15 protein-coding genes are annotated in these 16,106 nt (G+C 48.3%); all 15 read right to left on the bottom strand.

Annotation, left to right across the window (positions count from 1 at the left end; genetic code table 11):
- Nucleotides 1-16: 16 nt before the first annotated feature.
- The 15 genes from plsX to pepT all read right to left on the bottom strand — a co-directional run bounded on the left by plsX (nt 17) and on the right by pepT (nt 16,042).
- Nucleotides 17-1,036, bottom strand: coding sequence for a phosphate acyltransferase PlsX (gene plsX, locus BN3656_RS12245; RefSeq protein ID WP_066548582.1), 1,020 nt, complete (start codon nt 1,034-1,036; stop codon nt 17-19).
- A gap of 153 nt (nt 1,037-1,189) precedes the next feature.
- Nucleotides 1,190-2,380, bottom strand: a complete 1,191-nt coding sequence (locus BN3656_RS12250; RefSeq protein WP_066548585.1) for a phosphopentomutase — start codon at nt 2,378-2,380, stop codon at nt 1,190-1,192.
- Between the two features lie 11 nt (nt 2,381-2,391).
- The gene (cdd, locus tag BN3656_RS12255; protein WP_347461091.1) at nt 2,392-2,829 is read right to left on the bottom strand and encodes a cytidine deaminase; all 438 of its coding nucleotides are present in this window, start codon (nt 2,827-2,829) and stop codon (nt 2,392-2,394) included.
- A 19-nt stretch (nt 2,830-2,848) separates the two neighbouring features.
- Nucleotides 2,849-3,514, bottom strand: a complete 666-nt coding sequence (gene deoC, locus BN3656_RS12260) for a deoxyribose-phosphate aldolase (RefSeq protein ID WP_066548588.1) — start codon at nt 3,512-3,514, stop codon at nt 2,849-2,851.
- A 55-nt stretch (nt 3,515-3,569) separates the two neighbouring features.
- Nucleotides 3,570-4,277, bottom strand: coding sequence for a purine-nucleoside phosphorylase (deoD, locus tag BN3656_RS12265; RefSeq protein WP_066548591.1), 708 nt, complete (start codon nt 4,275-4,277; stop codon nt 3,570-3,572).
- Nucleotides 4,278-4,325: 48 nt separating this feature from the next.
- On the bottom strand, nt 4,326-5,261 hold the full coding sequence (locus BN3656_RS12270) for an ABC transporter permease (protein ID WP_066548593.1): 936 nt from the start codon (nt 5,259-5,261) through the stop codon (nt 4,326-4,328).
- A gap of 1 nt (nt 5,262) precedes the next feature.
- Nucleotides 5,263-6,333, bottom strand: coding sequence for an ABC transporter permease (locus tag BN3656_RS12275; RefSeq protein ID WP_066548595.1), 1,071 nt, complete (start codon nt 6,331-6,333; stop codon nt 5,263-5,265).
- Nucleotides 6,326-7,870, bottom strand: a complete 1,545-nt coding sequence (locus BN3656_RS12280; protein ID WP_066548602.1) for an ABC transporter ATP-binding protein — start codon at nt 7,868-7,870, stop codon at nt 6,326-6,328. Before BN3656_RS12280 ends, BN3656_RS12275 begins: the two co-directional genes overlap by 8 nt.
- A 17-nt stretch (nt 7,871-7,887) precedes the next feature.
- Nucleotides 7,888-8,730: a YjjW family glycine radical enzyme activase gene (locus BN3656_RS12285; RefSeq protein ID WP_066548604.1), complete on the bottom strand. Its 843-nt coding sequence runs from the start codon at nt 8,728-8,730 to the stop codon at nt 7,888-7,890.
- Entirely contained in the window at nt 8,730-10,259 is a 1,530-nt protein-coding gene (locus tag BN3656_RS12290) for a YjjI family glycine radical enzyme (protein ID WP_347461183.1), read from the bottom strand. Before BN3656_RS12290 ends, BN3656_RS12285 begins: the two co-directional genes overlap by 1 nt.
- Nucleotides 10,260-10,305: 46 nt before the next feature.
- Nucleotides 10,306-11,415 (bottom strand): BMP family ABC transporter substrate-binding protein, encoded by a 1,110-nt coding sequence (locus tag BN3656_RS12295; protein WP_066548610.1) that lies wholly within the window; start codon nt 11,413-11,415, stop codon nt 10,306-10,308.
- Between the two features lie 125 nt (nt 11,416-11,540).
- On the bottom strand, nt 11,541-12,314 hold the full coding sequence (udp, locus tag BN3656_RS12300; RefSeq protein WP_066548613.1) for a uridine phosphorylase: 774 nt from the start codon (nt 12,312-12,314) through the stop codon (nt 11,541-11,543).
- Nucleotides 12,315-12,369: 55 nt separating this feature from the next.
- Nucleotides 12,370-13,122 carry a Crp/Fnr family transcriptional regulator gene (locus BN3656_RS12305; RefSeq protein ID WP_167544879.1) on the bottom strand — a complete coding sequence of 251 codons (753 nt, stop codon included), beginning with the start codon at nt 13,120-13,122 and terminating at the stop codon, nt 12,370-12,372.
- Nucleotides 13,123-13,316: 194 nt separating this feature from the next.
- The gene (locus BN3656_RS12310) at nt 13,317-14,741 is read right to left on the bottom strand and encodes a sodium:solute symporter family protein (RefSeq protein WP_066548620.1); all 1,425 of its coding nucleotides are present in this window, start codon (nt 14,739-14,741) and stop codon (nt 13,317-13,319) included.
- Nucleotides 14,742-14,794: 53 nt separating this feature from the next.
- Nucleotides 14,795-16,042 (bottom strand): peptidase T, encoded by a 1,248-nt coding sequence (gene pepT, locus BN3656_RS12315; RefSeq protein ID WP_066548628.1) that lies wholly within the window; start codon nt 16,040-16,042, stop codon nt 14,795-14,797.
- Between the last annotated feature and the right edge of the window lie 64 nt (nt 16,043-16,106).

Consider the following 16,106-nt stretch of genomic DNA (forward strand, 5'->3'; position numbering starts at 1 on the left):
TCCTGAATTTGTTTCTTTATAACATAGGCCCCTGAGCCTTTTCCTCTGCCAGCGACTGGCGGATCTTTTCGTTGATCTGCTGCTCCTTAAAGGTCACGCACTGGATAATGGAATTGCACACCTCAGTCCGGCTGGAATTTCCATGTGTCTTCACTACCAGTCCCTTTAATCCCAAAAGAGGCGCGCCGCCGTACTGACTGGCATCAAAAGATTTTAAGGTGGTCTTTAAAGCCGGTTTTACAAGAAGTGCCCCGATCTTGCTCCGGAGCGTTGCCATCATCCCCTGCTTTACCATATGGATCAAAGTAGCTCCTACACCCTCATACAGCTTTAAAATCACATTTCCTGTAAAGGCCTCACAGACAATTACGTCTGCGCCGCCGTGGGGGATTTCTCTGGCCTCAATACTTCCGATGAAATTGATATCCTTACATTCCTTTAACAGCGGGAAAGTCTCCTTCACCAGTGCGTTTCCCTTTTCCTCTTCCGCACCGATATTTACAATGGCAACTCTTGGATTTGGAATTCCTACTACGTGTTCCATATAGATCGAACCCATTCTGGCAAACTGTACCAGATGAGACGCCCTGGCGTCTACATTCGCCCCGCAGTCGATCAGAAGGGATACGCCTTTTTCTGTAGGAATAAGCGGTGCAAGAGGCGGGCGCTCCACGCCCTTGATCCGTCCCACGATGACCTGTCCGCCTACTAAGATCGCTCCTGAGCTTCCGGCCGATACAAAAGCGTCTGCCTGTCCGTTCTTTACCAGGTTCATGCCTACTACGATGGATGAGTCTTTCTTTTTCCGGATCGCATTTACCGGCGGCTCTTCTGTAGCAATCACCTCTGAGGCATTTACCACCTGGATTTTCTCTTTGTCATAGGTATATTTGGAAAGTTCTTCCTGTACGGTCTTTTCCTGTCCTACCAAAAGAACCTGGATCTCCGGTTTCTTCTTTACCGCCTCAACGGCTCCTGCAACCATCTCCACAGGCGCATTGTCTCCGCCCATAGCATCTACCGCTACTCTGATCATAAAAAAGACTCTCCTTTCGTCTTTGCGATACAATTTATAATATACTAGATATCCGTCTATAAATCAATACGTTTTTATAGCTGCACCAGGGTAAAAAACGCCGAAAAAAGGACCGTCCCCATTCAGGGACAGCCCTTTAAAAAACAGATAAAACTATACCAGATCGTCAAGAACCGAAGCTCCGATGGTGCCCTCCGGCATGGAAACACCAAAATTATCAACTGCTGTAGCGCCGACCACTGCAAAGGTATCCTTTTCGCTCAGCGCGCCGCTTCCCTTCATGGAAGGGGAATAGGCCAAAAACGGTACCTTTTCACGGGTATGATCCGTTCCTGCATAGGTGGGATCATTGCCGTGATCTGCCGTGATGATCAAAAGATCATCTTCTCTTAATACGTCAAGAAGGATCCCCAGCTTCTCATCAAAGCGTTCAATCTCCCCTGCATATCCCTTTGGATCCCGTCTGTGGCCCCAGAGGGCGTCAAAATCCACCAGATTCACAAAGCAAAGACCATGAAAATCCGTTCCCGCCACTTCTATGGTCTGCTCCATGCCATGAACAGAGCTTTTCGATTTCAGGGCCTTTGTAATGCCTTCTCCGTCAAAGATATCATTGATCTTTCCAATGGAAATCACATCAAAGCCTGCATCCTTTAAAGCATTTAATGCTGTCTTCCCAAAGGGCTTTAAGGCATAGTCATGGCGGTTGCTGGTGCGCTTAAATTCACCCTTTTTCTTTCCCACATAAGGCCTTGCAATGACGCGCCCTACCTTCCATTCATCTTTTAACGTAAGCTCTCTGGCAATCTTACAGCACCGGTACAGCTCCTCAAGATCAAAGGTTTCCTCATTGCCGCAGATCTGCAGCACAGAGTCGGCAGAGGTATACACGATCATATGGCCGGTGGCAATCTCCTCCTCTGCCAGCTCGTCCAGGATTTCCGTTCCGCTGGAGCTTTTATTTCCAATTACCTTATGACCGGTGCGCTCCTCCAACTCCTTGATCAGCTCCGGCGGAAAGCCCGTCTCCGTAAAGGTCTTAAAGGGCGTCTTCACCTCCAGCCCCATCATCTCCCAGTGGCCGGTCATGGTATCCTTACCCAGGCTCCTTTCACGCAGCTTTCCATAATAGCCAAGAGGCTGTTCCTCCGGCTCCACCTGTTTTAAAGGTGTGAGATTTGCCATCCCAAGCTTTCTTAAATGAGGGATCTTAAAGGTTTCTACCGACTGGGAGATGTGGCCCAGGGTATTGGAACCTACATCTCCAAACTGGGCAGCGTCCTCTGCCTCTCCTACCCCCAGAGAATCCATTACAACCACAAAGATACGTCTGAATTTTTCCATGTTCTGCTCCTTTACTGCTTTTCTTTCAGATTTCCGGGACCAAAGCCCAGGGGAAGAAGCTCTTCCAGCGTTTTTATGATATACCGTTCTTCATCAATTGCCACGATAATCTGAAACTCCTTTGGATCACAGAACTCCATCATTACCTGGCGGCATACGCCGCAGGGGGCTGTATAGTCTGTAACAACGCCGTTCATCCCTCCGGTAACGCAGATTGCATCAAAATCCTTTACTGCCTCGCTGACTGCCTTAAAAAATGCCGTCCGCTCTGCACAGTTACAGGGAGTATAGCCGGCATTTTCAATATTGCAGCCAGTATATATGTTCCCGTTTTTTGCAAGCAGAGCCGCGCCCACATGAAAATGGGAATACGGTGCATAGGAATAATCCAACTGAGCCTTCGCAGTACGGATCAGACGTTTTATTTCTTCCTGTTCCAGTGGTTTCATCGTCTACTCCTTCCTGGCATCAATAGCCGGATGCTTCTTCATTTTTTACCAGCTTTACCATACGGCTCGTTCCCAGGCGGTCCGCTCCCAGCGCAAGGAAACGCTCTGCATCCGCCAGAGAGGAAATGCCGCCTGCCGCCTTGATCTTTACATTTTTCCCTACATGAGCAGCAAAAAGCGCAATGTCCTCAAAGGTAGCGCCTGCCTTTGAAAAGCCTGTAGAGGTTTTAATATAATCTGCACCGGAAGCAGTAACCACCTGGCACATCTTTATCTTTTCTTCCTCTGTCAGCAGACAGGTTTCAATGATAACCTTTAAGATCTTATCCCCGCACACTGCCTTCAGCCTGCGGATCTCATCCTCAATTTCATCATAAAGGCTTGCCTTTGCCCAGCCGATATTGATCACCATGTCAATCTCGTCTGCTCCGTTTTCCAAAGCATTTCTGGTTTCAAACTCCTTTGTTTCTGTAGTCATGTAGCCGTTAGGAAAACCGATCACTGTGCAGACGGCCATCTTATCTCCCATATATTCCTTTGCCTGCTTAACAAAGCTTGGCGGAATGCAGACAGAAGCTGTCTGATACGCGACGGCGTCATCACAGATCTGCCGGATCTCCTCCCATGTAGCCGTCTGTGCCAGCAGTGTATGATCTACATGGCTCATAAGTTCTTTTATTCCCATTTTCATATCCTCCTTTAAACATATATTCATCTTTCCTTCACCGGATCCATAAGAATCAGGCCAGTTCCAGGGCAATCTCCATCATCTTTCCAAAACCGATCTGGCGCTCCATTGCGCTTAATCCCTCCTGGCGGTAGATATGATCGGAAATAGTAAGCATACAAAGCGCCTTTTTGCCTGCCCTGGCAGCATTCATATACAGGGCTGCCGCTTCCATTTCCACTGCCAGAACACCCATAGAACGCCATTTGTCATTCACATCTGCAGTTTCGTTATAAAAAATATCAGAGGAAAGGACATTTCCCACCACAGCCGGCGTTCCCTGATTCTTTGCAGTTTCGGCAGCCCTGTTTAAAAGGCTGTAATCTGCAATGGGCGCAAATGTACCCGGAAGTCCGTACTGATACGCATAATTGGAATCCGTACAGGCGCCCATGGCAATAACCACATCCATCAGATTCAAAGAATCCTGAAGTGCGCCAGCAGATCCGATGCGGATAATACTGTCCACATCGTAAAAATGAAACAGCTCATAGGAATAGATACCGATGGAGGGCATTCCCATGCCGGCTCCCATGACCGAAATCTCTTTTCCCTTATAGGTTCCCGTAAATCCCAGCATATTGCGGACTCCCGTGACCTGTCTGGGATTCTCAAGATAGGTTTCAGCGATATATCTGGCCCGAAGAGGATCTCCGGGCATAAGCACGGTTTTGGCAAAATCTCCTTTTGCGGCGCCGTTATGAGGAGTTGGTACTGACATAGATAAGTTTCCTTTCCAAACCGCATCTGTAAGGCAGCGGTTTACGTTTTACTTGGATTTGATAAAAATCTTTCCGTTGGCAGCCGGCGTATGGGCTTTTCCAACAAAGAGGATCAGCGCCAGCAGGGTTACCACATAGGGGATCATGGAAATCAGGTTCGGCGAGATCATGTTGCTCTGGCCCGCAAGGCTCTTGATGCCGCTGCAGAAGCCAAAGAGAAGGCAGGCAAGCATAGAGCCGCCCGGTGAAAACTTACCGAAGATAACGGCCGCAATGGCGATAAAGCCCTGTCCTACAATTACGCTTGGGCGGAACTGGTTAATGGTAGCCAGCGTTACAAAAGCGCCTCCCAGGCCGGCCATAAAGCCGGACAGTATCACACAGCTGTAACGCACGCGGTACACGTCAATTCCCAGAGATTCACAGGCCTCCGGATGCTCTCCCACTGCCCGCAGATGGGCGCCGAAGCGCGTTTTGTAAAAGATAAACCAGCATACGCCTGCCAGGATAAACACCAGATATGCCACTGAATATACATTCAGTACATTGCTTAAAAAGGAGCCTGTTGGAAATACGCCCTCAAAAAGCTTTGGAAGCTTGCTTGCCGGATCCATGGCCGGAGTATCGGAGGAATTATTGTACATAGCTTTGCAGAGGAATACCGCAAGACCTGGGCCTAAAAAGTTGATGGCAGTTCCGGCAATGGTCTGATCTGCATGAAAGGAAATACATACGACCGCATGAATGACGCCAAAAAGCGCACCCGCAAGACCCGCTCCCAAAAAGGCCAGCCAGCCGTTTCCCGTTTCCAGCCCAAGTACCGCACCGGTAAATGCGCCGATGGTCATCATGCCCTCAATTCCAATATTGATAACTCCGCTCCTCTCAGAAAAGCAGGAGCCCAGGGCCGCCAGAAGAAGGGGCGGCGTTGCGATCAAAGTTGCATTGATCAAAAGGCCAAGATTTTTAATGATTACATCCATATTAGTTTGCCTCCTTCTTTGCAGCGAGCTTCTTAAACAGGATACGGAAGATCTGGGCAATGGCAATAAAGAGGATCACACAGCCCATGATAATGTCTACCACCTCTGAAGGCGCTTTTACAATGCTCAGCTTGGAGCCGCCGTACTTCATGGCTCCATAAAACAGTCCGGCAAAGATACAGCCAATGGGATTGGAGGAACCGATCAGGGCCACTGTGATTCCCTGAAAGCCATAGCCTTCCTGGCCTGCAAACTGGCTTAAACGGCCTGCCATGCCAAGGATCTGAACCGCTCCTCCAAGACCTGCCAGCGCACCGGAAATACTAAGAGCCGTAAGCACAGACGCATCAGAGTTAATACCGCCGTACAGAGCGCCGTTCCGGTTAAAGCCCACTGCTTTCAGTTTGTATCCCAGTGTCGTTTTTTCGATGATCACCCAGATGATCACAGCAGCCGCAACGGCCAGGATGATCCCCCAGTTTGCAACCTTGCATCCCAGTACATCTCTTACTGCCTCAGGGAAGAGGATACGGGCCGTTTCTGCCACATCCTTTGTGGCTTCACCGCCGCCTTCCTTGTGAATGGCAGGAATATTTACCACATAATTGGAGAGGTAAAAGGCAATCCAGTTAAACATGATAAACGACAAAACCTCGTGAATGCCCCGCTTTACCTTTAAAAGTCCTACCAGATAGGACCAGAGCGCTCCTGCTGCCGCTGCCGCCAAAAGGCACAGGGGAATATGGATAACAGCCGGAAATTTTAAGGTAATTCCCAGCACACAGGCTACCAGGCTTCCCACTACAAACTGTCCTTCTGCTCCGATGTTGAAGACGCCGGTCCTAAAGGAGAATGCAACACTTAATCCGGTAAAGATCAAAGGGCTTGCATAGGTCAGTACCCATGCAAGATATTTTGGCTTGCCAAAAACACTGTCGATCAGCTTGCCGTAGGCCACTGCAGGGCTGATCCCTGCGATCATAAGGAAGACAGCTCCGATGATAAACCCGGCAACGATCGCAATGAGCGTATAAAGTAGATTGGATTCAAGGATACTTTTCTTTTTATTCATTCTTCCGTCCTCCTGCCATCATATAGCCGAGTTCTTTTTCATCTGCATTCTTTCCGGGAACGCTTCCTGTGATCCTGCCGTCAAAGATGACCTCAATCCGGTCAGAAAGACTCATGATCTCATCCAGCTCAAAGGAAACCAAAAGAACGGCCCTGTTTTTATTTCTCTGCTCTACCAGATACTTATGAACAAATTCAATGGCTCCTACATCCAGGCCGCGGGTAGGATTTACAGCGATCAGAAGATCCTTGTCATTGGTGACCTCTCTGGCAATAATGACCTTCTGCTGATTGCCTCCTGAAAGCGTTCCTGCCGGCGCTTCTTCGCAGCCTCTGGGACGCACATCAAATTTTTCAATCAGCTCTGCGGCATGGGCGCGGATCGCTTTCCGATTTAGAAATCCCTTATTTGAGAAAGGGGCCTCCTCAAAATGCTGCAGGATCAGGTTGTCCTCATTGGAAAAGTCCAGGATCAGTCCATGCTTCTGGCGGTCTGCCGGAATACTGGAAATACCGCTTTCAAAGGTTTCTTTCGGCGTTTTATTGATAACCTCTTTTCCCAGCATCTTCACGCTGCCGGATTCTGCCTTCTTAAGGCCTGTGAGGATTTCCACCAGCTCCGTCTGGCCGTTTCCGTCCACGCCTGCAAGACCTACGATTTCTCCCCTGCGGACCGTTAAATTAAGTCCCTTTAAGATCTCTGCGTCCCGATAATCCCTTGCCCTTACATCCTTTACCTCCAGAACGATTTCTCCCGGCTCCTGCTCCTTTTTATCCACCTTAAAATTCACATCACGGCCGACCATCATGGCTGCAAGGTCATTTTCTGTTACCTCATCCACATTTACCGTGCGGATATATTTCCCCTGGCGGATAATGGTGCAGTGATCCGAAGACGCCGTGATCTCCTTCAGCTTATGGGTAATAAGGATCACGCTCTTTCCATCCCTTGTCAGATTCTCTATAATCTCCATCAGTCCTTCAATCTCCTGAGGGGTCAGGGAAGCGGTAGGCTCATCCAGGATCAGCGTATCCGCACCGCGGTAAAGCACCTTCAGTATCTCCACACGCTGCTGCATCCCAACGGAAATATCCTCGATCTTTGCGTCAGGATCGACCTTCATGCCATAACGCTCCGACAGCTCCATTACCTTCTGTCTGGCGGCTGCCTTATCGATGGAAAGCCCCTTTACAGGCTCAATTCCCAAAATAATATTATCCGTTACCGTAAATGGCTGGATCAGCATAAAATGCTGGTGAACCATACCGATCCCGATGTCGATAGCATCCTTTGGACTGGAAAAATGCACCTCTTTCCCTTTAATAAAAATCTGTCCGCTGGTAGGCTTATAAAGCCCGCAGAGCACATTCATCATCGTACTTTTACCGGCTCCGTTTTCTCCTAAAATGGCATGTACCTCACCCTTATGCACCGTCAGATTGATGTGGTCATTGGCTGTAAAATTACCGAATTTCTTTACAATGTCCTTCATCTGGACCATGACCTGGCTTTCATCCATATGGCTGGTCTTTCCCATGTATATTCCCTCCTTTTTCATATGATCACAATATCTTTAAATCCCATCTCCCTCAGTATGTCTGCCAGTTGCGTCAAACATTCAGGAGACGGAACCTGGTAGTGGGAATACGCTTCCCTCACTCCCATGGGACGGTACGCGATCAGCTTGATACGGATTTCGCGTATATTCCGGTAAGGCGCCAGAAGCGTTCCGATTCCCCGGATGCTTTTTTCTCCGTCATAGAGATCCGGAACGATCACAGCCCGGACTTCCTCCAGTTTTCCGTGCTTTGCAAGAAAAACCGCATTTTTAAGCACGATCCCGTTGCCTTCATCGGTGATCCGGCGGTGGTCTGTATCATCAAACGCCTTGATATCCAGCATTACGCCGTCAGATATCTCTAAAAGCTCCGGATAGTCCCATAAAGGGATAGTCCCATTGCTGTCAATGAGACAGCCAAGTCCGTCTGCTTTGGCAAGCGTAAACAGCGCCTTTAAAAAATCCGGCCAGAGCATACACTCTCCGCCGGATACTGAGATGCCCCGGATAAAGGGAATCTGCCGTTTTACAGCCGCATATACCTCCTCCGGCGTCATTTCCCGCACTTTTGGGGAACTGTCATTGGGACAGACATGGATACAGGTATCACACTGCACGCAGGCTCCCTGATCCCAGATGACCCGGTTATCCTCTCCCAGGGACAGCGCCCCGGCAGGACACTGTCCCACACAGGCTCCGCAGTTTATACAGAGCCTTCTTGTTTCGGGATTATGACAATATTTGCAGTTAATGTTGCAGCCCTGGAGGAAAATGGCAGTTCTGTTTCCAGGACCGTCTACACTGCTGAAAGGAATGATTCGATTTACAATGGCTTTCATCAGCGCACCTTTCTCTCCAGGATATGACCGTTCTTGGAAGCTCCCAGCCCCAGACCGGTTGTGTTCTGGAGAACGGCCTGTCCCTGATCCAGTTTTTCCATTTCAGAGCGTTTTACCAGATAACCGGTCACTCGGATCACATCACTGTCGCTGGAATAGAAGGACAGATAGCGCAGATCCATTTTAAAGGCCCCCTTAATGATATCCAGCACATATTCCGGATTGCGGTGCACCGTCATATCGATTGGAAAAATATCTCCGGTTCCGGAGGTAAAATACCGGTGGAAATGCTCAAGCACCTTTAACTGGTCGATCAGCTCCTCTGGCTCCTCTCCGATCGGGATACGGGTTCCTGGAGTTATATCAATGTCTTCCGCAATTCCCACCTGGGCATGAAGCAGGAAATGGCCTCCTGTTCCTTCACAGTAGGGATTTACATGGGCTGCGTTAAAGGCCTGGATCTGATCCATAATTTCAACGCCCAGCCGCGTAGCGATCTCATCATGGCCAAACCGTCCCTCTATACCTTCCTTTTCAAGAAGGATATTGACGCACTCTGCCAGGCCTACAAGACCGTACATGCCGGAGAAACGATCCCTGTGGATAAAGCTCTCCTTCGCAAGGAAGTGATGTTCAAAGAATCCGCTTTCCTCTACCTCAAACCGGATTCTCTCATCCATGTACCGTGCCATAATATCCAGTACATACGGCAGCTGCTGTTCTTTAAAATCCCGGATATCCTTTGCACGCTTTGCAATATTTCCCAGGATCAGGCGGCACAGCGTATAAGCGCCGCCGCCGTAAAGCAGGCCGTTATAGCAGCTTGCGATCACATAGCCTTCACCCAATTCACCCTTAAACATCTTATGGTTTGCGAAGCTGGGCTTTGCACTGTGCAGTGCGCACCGGATGGCCTCCAGGGCAAAGTCACCTTCTGTAACGCCTTCCTCATATTTCATGGTAATGTTGGGAACCGCATGTTCAAGCTCCGCTTCCACTTCTAACAGCAGGCGGCCTGCCTTGGTCGCCCTGGGACCGATATTTGCATGAGAGAAGGAGTCCAGTACCGTGCGGTCAATGTGCGTCATGAACATCCCTAAAAGCTTTTTCGCCTGAGCCTCGTCCACTGTATCAATAAAAGGCTCCAGCAGTTCATCTAACTGTCCCACATAAACCGGATAGTTGGTAACGCTGGGAACATGCTTATAAAAGATCAGCAGATTATTAATAGCCTCATACAGATCTGTCGGCGGTTTAAGCTGGAGAAATTCACTGCCCTCTTTCATAAATTTTGCATAATCCGGGATAATGTACCGGGGACGCATGGGCGCATGGCCTTCTGCCAGATCACAGATGCACTTACGGTCTGCAGGAACATTTAAAAGTTCATCCAGCCCTTCGGGGAGGTCCAAAACCTCCATCAGGGAATCCGCCTGGCAGGCCAGGTTCGTAAGCTTCTGCTCATGGGTCAGCACAGGGCTTTTTATAATGCTCAGGATATTCTCCCTTGTTTCATTTACACGCTCCATTGAAATGTCACGCATATATGGTTCCTCCCTCTGTCATTGTTCAATCTTAGTCTAACTGATATACATCGCCGTATGCAGCCTCAAACTCTTCCTTGCTGGCAGGAACAGTCACTTCGCCTGCAAGGATCTTAGCCTTAACATCCTCTACTGCCTTCTTTACATCCTCAGGAAGAAGATCCTGGGAAGGAGCAATATCTACGCCGCCTGCTGCCAGGTCATACGTATGAAGGCCGCCCTCTAAGGTACCGTTAAGCAGAGACTCTACACTGTCATAAACAGCGGTATCTACACGCTTCATAGCGGAAGTAATTACGGTTCCAGGTGCGTCATTGTACTGGTCTCTGTCCACGCCGATAGCATATACGCCTGCTTCCTGGCATGCCTCGATTACGCCAAGTCCGGTTGCGCCTGCTGCATGGAAAACAATATCAGCGCCATTGGTGATCGCGGTACCTGCGTTTGTTTTTCCGGTTGCCGGATCTGCAAAGGAGTTTGCGTTAAACTGCTGGATCGTAATATCCGGATTTGCATCAATAGCACCTGCACAATAGCCGTATCCGAACAGGTTCATGGTTTCATTTGTCATACCGATCACTACGCCGATATTGTCAGTCTCTGTCATAAGGCCGGCAACGTATCCTACCAGATAGGAAGCCTGCTCCTGGCGGAACATCAGACAAGTAACATTGGGCAGGTCAATGGTAGCGTCATCAATAATAGCAAACTTACACTCAGGATTTGCTTCCGCAGCCTGCTTGGTAGCGTCTGCCAGCATATAGCCTACGCTGATGATCAGGTCGTACTCTTCATCAATAAACGTCTCAATGTTTGGAACGTAGTCTGCATCAGTAGAGGACTCAAGATAATTTACCTCAACGCCAAAATCCTCTGCCGCCTTCTGAAGACCCTCCCAGGAAGACTGGTTGAAGGAACCGTCATTTACACCGCCTACGTCTGTTACAAGACCGATCTTGTATTCGGATCCGTCTTTTTTCTCACCTGCTGCCTCTGTTTCAGCTTCTTCTTTTTTTGCTGAAGTATCAGCGGCTGCGGAAGACTCTGCCTTTGTCTCAGAAGTGCCGCCTGAACCTCCACAGGCAGTCAGAGATACTGCCATGGCTGCTGCCAACATAAGTGCTGCTGTTTTCTTTTTCATAATGATTCTCTCCTTTTAAAGTATATAATGAAGCCCTGCTTTTAAGCAAAGCCCATGTGAAGCTGGAAAAATCCCCTGCTTATGAAACAGGGATTTTTCCAGCCTGCTGCCTTTTATAAAACTGCCTATTTCTGTTCCTGACGGATCAGTTCCCGGATGGCCCCTATGGCGGTGCGGATTGCCATATCCGTATCATGGACCACCGGATTTTCCAGGCCCAGCTTTTCCCGCTCCTGATTTGCAACAACCAGGAATACGGAACCGGCCCGTACATGAAGCGCTCCGGCCACGATAAATAATGCGGCTGATTCCATTTCGGATGCCAGACAGCCCATCCGTTTCCAGGCTTCCCATTTGTTCAAAAGCTCATAGCTTACAGGCATGCGCTCCGGGGAGTGCTGGCCGTAAAAAGCATCCTTGCACTGAACTACGCCTGTATGGAAAGCAAGGCCCAGTTCCTTTGCAGAAGCTGTCAGCGCATTTGTCACTGCAAGGTCAGCAACTGCCGGATATTCAATCGGAGCATACTCTCTGCTGGTTCCTTCCATACGGATGGCCCCGGTGGCAATTACGGCATCACCGCTTTTTACCTCCGGCTGCATCCCTCCGCAGGTGCCTACACGGATAAAGGTATCTGCTCCGCAGTTTACCAGCTCCTCCATGGCAATGGAAGCAGAGGGGCCGCCGATACCCGTAGAAGTAACGCTTACCTTTACTCCATCTAACGTACCAGTATAGGTCACATACTCCCGGTTGTCAGCCACTAATACCGGATCATCAAAATACTTCGCGATCTTTTCACAGCGTTTTGGATCTCCCGGCAGTATCACATACCGTCCGACCTCTCCTTTTCCCACCTGAATGTGATATTGTTTGTTAGGATCTTCTGAATACTTCACGTTCTGTTCCTCCCTGTACGTTTTTTAATTATTATAAACCAGCCGCGGCTGATTCCTAACTGTCAATTTCACTCATCTTTGCATCCGCCAGAGCTTTTAAGCGCTGGTACTGGCTGCTGTCCATAGTGATATTCCATCCTTTTTTTGTAATATATCCTTCTGATACCAGACTCTTGATCGCTCTGGTGATCGTCCGTTCTGAAAGGCCTGTCATCTCAGAAAAATCCTTTCGGCTGATATAGGCGCTGTATGTTCCATTTTCCTCATAGGATTTATATAATTTGATCAATACCTGATAAACCCGCTGATTTCCGGACAACAGCACATACAGCCGTTCTTTTCTTGCCTGCTCCAGAAGATAATTGACAATTTCCTTTGTTTCCATCTGAAATGCATTGCTGTCGCTTTTCAGCCATCGCTCATACTGGTCTCTTCCAATCCGCAGGAAAATACTTTTTTCCACTGCTGCAAGAGAGGTCTTATACCGCTCCATTCCGCCTAAAATTTCCATCACCCCAAAAAGTTCAATAGGATAAAACTGAAAGAAACCATATACGGCCTCCTGTACCCGGTAGTCAACCGCAGACACCTGTCCCTGTAACAGCACATAAACGCGTTCTGCCGGCTCTCCCTCATGGATAAAAACAGTCCCTGCCGGAACCTCGATCACCTGAAACTGTTCCAGCAGCCAACGGGGAGCGCCTGCAAAATACTGTTTCAGATAATCCACCTTTTCCGGATTCAGCTTTTCAATCTGCTTCTGAGTTTCTATATTCAGTTTCTTAATCTGCTTTTGTGTTTCCTTCATAAAGGATTCCCTTTTGTATATTTCTTCCATTTAACTTGTTTTCATCATATCACATTTTCACAAAGAATAAAAGGACATATGTCACTTTTCAAAAAGGAAAAAGAGTTTTTTTGATGTTTGGCACAAAAAACCACCATATTTTTTTGCGTATATGGTGGTTTTTACCTATAGCTATATAAAATTACTGTTTCTGCTTACTTTTCAGATTCTTCACTTCTTTTATATACCTCTTCCAGAGGAATCTTTGCGCCATTCTGCGTTATGGCGCTTACAAGGAAGATTGCTATAAAAGCCAGGGGCACAGAGATGATCGCACTCTGGACGCCGCCCGGAGAACGTAAGACCACATCCCAGATGATCGTCGTCACCGCTCCGGTGATGATGCCTGCCAGACCGCCTGCCTTGGTTGCTTTTTTATAAAACAGCGCACAGATCAGGGCCGGTGTAATGGTTGCTCCATACATGGTATAGGCATACATCTGAACGGAAAGGATATCCGGGAAATAAAAGCCCAGAACAAACGCCAGAAAAGCCACAAGGACAATGGAAATACGAAGCATATTCAGTTTCTGCTTATCATCCGCATCCTTTTTGATCAGGCGCACCCATACGTCATAAGTCAGGTTGGAAGCCGTCGACAGAAGATAGGAGTCACCCGTAGTAATAACAAAACTCATGCAGGCAGCCATTACGATACCGCCTAAAACCGTAGGAAGCTTCTGTGCTGCCAGCTGGAATAAAATGGTATCTGCAGAATCGTTGGTTGGATACAGAGGAATGGCACAGGTTACAAGACCGATAATCAGGGCACATACAACAACCTCTGCAATTACAAGGCCCACATTGGATTTGCGGGCGGTGCGGCTGTCTTTTGCGGAACTGAACCGCTGGATCATGTTCTGATCACCCAGCACCAAAAACAGCGTTGGCAGCACATAGCCCAGCACCTGAGCAATATTCATAGTTCCAAAGATGGAATTTTTCTCTGCGGGAACCTGAGCCAGTACGCCGCCAAAGCCACCGAAATCCCCGCTCAGATATAAAATGCCGAACATGAAGCCAAACACCATCATAAAAGCAGATAAAGCATCCGTATATGCCACGCTGACCATACCGCCGATCAGAGCCAGAAGCGCCATAAATATCACGCAGATCACAGTGGAGGTGATAAAATCAATGCCGCTGGTAATCATAAAGATATTGCCGGCTGCCTTAAACTGGGAAGCTGTGGTTCCGATATACGCCAGAATAATGCAGATTGCAGCCAGATTTCTGGCAGCTGCTCCGTAGCGCAGCTCAAACAGCTCCGGAATAGTATATGTGGTACTTTTGCGGACTGCTCCTGAAATAAAATAAAGAACGATCATTCCGATCGGAGCTCCTGCAAACAGCAGGATACCAAACAGAGGTCCGTTTTTATAAACCAGGCCTGCGGAACCCGAAATACCGCCGCCGCCGCACCATGTAGCAAGCAGCGTTCCCACTAATACGATCATGGGAAGGCGTCTTCCCGCTACCGCAAAGTCATCTGAGCTTTTTACCATTTTTCTTTTTAAATAAAGACTCACTCCCACCATCAGGAGCAGATAGCCCACTACGAATAAAAACCGTACATCCATATCATTTTCCTCTCTTTTATCATACCTGTTCCATCTGCATTTTTATCCGAACATTATTCCTTATGGGCTGCATAAAGCTTCAGCAGCCGGATCAGGATCTCCACATTTTTCGCCATAGCCTGGATGGAAACAAACTCAAATCTGCCATGAGCATTTTCATAACCTGCTGTAATGTTGGGGCATGGAAGACCCATCTGGGAAATCCAGGAACCGTCTGTGCCGCCTCTCATTGCGATCTCAAAGGGCTCCACTCCGCATTCTTTCATAGCCTGCTTGCAGTAGTCGATCATAAACGGAACCTTTTTGATGACTTCCCGCATGCTGTAATAAATGCTGTCCCATTTAAGCTCCACGGTTCCCTCACCATAGCGCCGGTTCAGCTCCTCTATGCAGGATATAACATAGGCTTTTCTCTCCTCGTACCGATCCAGCTCATGATCCCGAACCAGACAGCGGATATAGGTCTTTTCAACAGTTCCTTCAAAAACAAAGGGATGAAAATACCCTTCCCTTCCTTCTGTAAACTGAGGCCGTTCCAGAGCCGGGAGCATAGCCATAAATTCTCCACCGATCTCCACTGCATTTTTCATAATGCCCTTGGCTGTTCCCGGATGAACACTCAGGCCATGGATAGTCAACTGAGCTTCCGCACCGTTGAAGGTTTCATACACCAGACCGCCCAGGGCGTCTCCGTCCATGGTATATGCAAGATCTGCCCCAAAACGCTCTACGCTGAAATTTTCCGTGCTGCGCGCGATCTCCTCATCCGGAGTAAAGCACAGCTTGATCGGACCGTGAGGAATTTCAGGATGGCGGCAGAAAAACTCTGCCATTGTCATAATCGATGCTACCGCAGCCTTATCATCTCCTCCTAAGAGCGTGGTTCCATCTGTAAAAACAAGATCTTCTCCCACATATTTTCTAAGTGTAGGATAGTCATCTTCCCTCATAAGGATATTCTGTTCTTTATTTAACATCACATCCCCACCTGGATACTTTTCAAAAACCCATGGCTTTACATCTGTGCCGTCTGCATCCGGAGAAGTATCCATGTGGGCTACAAAGCCAATAGACAAGCCTGTTCCATCCGGCATCGTAGACGGGATGGACGCATAAACCAGACCTTCTTCTGTCAGCTCTGCATCCGTTACTCCCAATGAAATCAGCTCATCTCTAAGCATCCGCCCCAGATTTTTCTGCTTCATCGTGCTGGGAGCTGTAGAGGAACCAGCCTGAGACTGGGTATCAACCTTTACATAGCGGATAAAACGTTCCTTCACCTGTTCATAAAATTCAGACATATATGAAATTCCCCTCCTTATTTTCATGTATAAGCATAATATTAAAGCTGATTCCTGTATTTGT

Origin of the sequence: Clostridium sp. AT4, assembly GCF_001517625.2 — a bacterium.
In the GTDB taxonomy this organism is placed as follows: Bacteria; Bacillota; Clostridia; order Lachnospirales; family Lachnospiraceae; genus Enterocloster.

What these genes read in the sequence shown, in the direction of transcription:
- plsX (WP_066548582.1), bottom strand. Translation starts at nt 1,036, where the DNA reads ATGATCAGAGTAGCGGTAGATGCTATGGGCGGAGACAATGCGCCTGTG.
- BN3656_RS12250 (WP_066548585.1), bottom strand. Translation starts at nt 2,380, where the DNA reads ATGGAAAAATTCAGACGTATCTTTGTGGTTGTAATGGATTCTCTGGGG.
- cdd (WP_347461091.1), bottom strand. Translation starts at nt 2,829, where the DNA reads ATGAAACCACTGGAACAGGAAGAAATAAAACGTCTGATCCGTACTGCG.
- deoC (WP_066548588.1), bottom strand. Translation starts at nt 3,514, where the DNA reads ATGGGAATAAAAGAACTTATGAGCCATGTAGATCATACACTGCTGGCA.
- deoD (WP_066548591.1), bottom strand. Translation starts at nt 4,277, where the DNA reads ATGTCAGTACCAACTCCTCATAACGGCGCCGCAAAAGGAGATTTTGCC.
- BN3656_RS12270 (WP_066548593.1), bottom strand. Translation starts at nt 5,261, where the DNA reads ATGGATGTAATCATTAAAAATCTTGGCCTTTTGATCAATGCAACTTTG.
- BN3656_RS12275 (WP_066548595.1), bottom strand. Translation starts at nt 6,333, where the DNA reads ATGAATAAAAAGAAAAGTATCCTTGAATCCAATCTACTTTATACGCTC.
- BN3656_RS12280 (WP_066548602.1), bottom strand. Translation starts at nt 7,870, where the DNA reads ATGGGAAAGACCAGCCATATGGATGAAAGCCAGGTCATGGTCCAGATG.
- BN3656_RS12285 (WP_066548604.1), bottom strand. Translation starts at nt 8,730, where the DNA reads ATGAAAGCCATTGTAAATCGAATCATTCCTTTCAGCAGTGTAGACGGT.
- BN3656_RS12290 (WP_347461183.1), bottom strand. Translation starts at nt 10,259, where the DNA reads ATGGAGCGTGTAAATGAAACAAGGGAGAATATCCTGAGCATTATAAAA.
- BN3656_RS12295 (WP_066548610.1), bottom strand. Translation starts at nt 11,415, where the DNA reads ATGAAAAAGAAAACAGCAGCACTTATGTTGGCAGCAGCCATGGCAGTA.
- BN3656_RS12305 (WP_167544879.1), bottom strand. Translation starts at nt 13,122, where the DNA reads ATGAAGGAAACACAAAAGCAGATTAAGAAACTGAATATAGAAACTCAG.
- BN3656_RS12310 (WP_066548620.1), bottom strand. Translation starts at nt 14,741, where the DNA reads ATGGATGTACGGTTTTTATTCGTAGTGGGCTATCTGCTCCTGATGGTG.
- pepT (WP_066548628.1), bottom strand. Translation starts at nt 16,042, where the DNA reads ATGTCTGAATTTTATGAACAGGTGAAGGAACGTTTTATCCGCTATGTA.